Origin of the sequence: Streptomyces sp. NPDC096311, from assembly GCF_044763085.1 — a bacterium.
Classification (GTDB): Bacteria; Actinomycetota; Actinomycetes; order Streptomycetales; family Streptomycetaceae; genus Streptomyces.
The window spans coordinates 1-1,553 of the sequence record NZ_JBIWFN010000070.1 but is presented as its reverse complement, the minus strand read 5'-3'; the positions used below and the strand labels follow the sequence as shown (position 1 = coordinate 1,553).

1 protein-coding gene is annotated in these 1,553 nt (G+C 71.9%); it reads right to left on the bottom strand.

From position 1 onward, the window contains the following. Nucleotides 1-1,553: glycoside hydrolase family 3 C-terminal domain-containing protein (locus ACIRA5_RS53625; RefSeq protein WP_403706016.1), on the bottom strand; the 1,553-nt coding region annotated here is incomplete at both ends.

Here is a 1,553-nt window from a genome sequence, read left to right as displayed (position 1 = left end):
AGCCGGATGTCGGTGCTGGACGAACCGACCATGACCTCGATCTCGCCCGGCTCCACGATGCGGCTCATGTCCGCTCCGGTGTAGGCGAGCCGGTCGGCGTGCAGCCGGAAGGTGACCCGGCGCTGCTCGCCGGGGGCAAGGCGGACCCGGGCGAATCCGGTCAACTGCGTGACGGGTCGGGGCAGTTGTGCGACGGGGTCGGCGGTGTAGAGCTGGACGACCTCCGCGCCCGTCCGGTCACCGGTGTTGCGCACCAGGCAGGTGATCTCGACCTCGCCGTCGGTGGGGATCTGCTCGGCGCCGAGTTCGAGCCCCTCGTAGGCGAACGTCGTGTACGACAGCCCGTGCCCGAAGGCGTAGGCAGGGCTGGGGTCGAGGTTGCTCACGCCCTCGCTGTTGCCGCCCAGCGGCGCGTGCAGGTAGGTGGCGGGCTGGCCGCCCCGGCTCCTGGGGACCTGCACGGGCAGCTTGCCCGAGGGGGTGACCCGTCCGGAGAGCACGCCTGCCAGCGCGGACCCGCCTTCCTCGCCGGGGAAGAAGGCCTGCACGACGGCGGCCGCACGGTCGGCGTAGGCACCCAGCGCGTATGGCCGCCCGGAGACGACGAGCAGCACGACCGGGGTCCCGGTGGCCAGGAGGGCCTCGACAAGCTCGTCCTGGACGCCGGGCAGTGCCAGGTCCTCGGCGTCGCAGCCCTCACCGGAGGTGCCCAGACCGAAGAGCCCTGCGCGGTCGCCGACCACGGCGACGCAGACATCCGCCTTCCGGGCCTGCTCGACGGCCGCGTCGAAGCCGCCGCGGTCGATGTCCTTGACCGGGCAGCCCTGTTCGTAGGCGATCCGGGTGCCCGGCAGCTCCGTGGCGAGGGCGTCGAGCAGCGAGCCGGTCTCGATGCCGTTGTCGTAGCCGGGGTGGTGGGGCAGGACGTGGTTGGGGAAGGAGTAGCAGCCGAAGAAGGCGTTCGGGTCGTCGGCGCAGGGCCCTACGAGGGCGAGGGACGTGAGGTTCTGGCCCAGCGGCAGGATGCCGTCGCGGTTGTCGAGCAGGACGACGCTCTGCTCGGCGAGGTCACGGGCGATCGCGCGGTGCGCCGGCGGGTCGAAGTCGATCGGCTCCTCGGTGTCGACCTCGGGGTCGAAGCCGGCGTCCAGCAGCCCGAGTTCGGCCTTCTGACTCAGTACACGCCGTACGGCGCGGTCGACGAGGTCCTCGGAAACGGTGCCGTTCCGCACGAGTTCGGCGAGTGGCTCCCCGTAGCACAGGGTGTCCGGCAGCTCGACGTCGATGCCGGCCGCGAGGGCGCGGGCGCCCGCCTCGCCCTCGGTGGCCGCGATCCGGTGCATGGTGCGCAGGAAGGCGATCGACCAGTAGTCGGAGACGACCGTGCCCTCGAATCCCCAGTCCTCGCGCAGGGTTCCGGTCAGCAGGGACGGGTCGGCGCCGGCCGGCATGCCGTCGACGTCGGAGTAGGAGTTCATCACCGAGCGAGCTCCGCCTTCGCGCAGCGCCATCTCGAACGGCGGCAGGATCACGTCGTTGAACTCCCGGCGCCC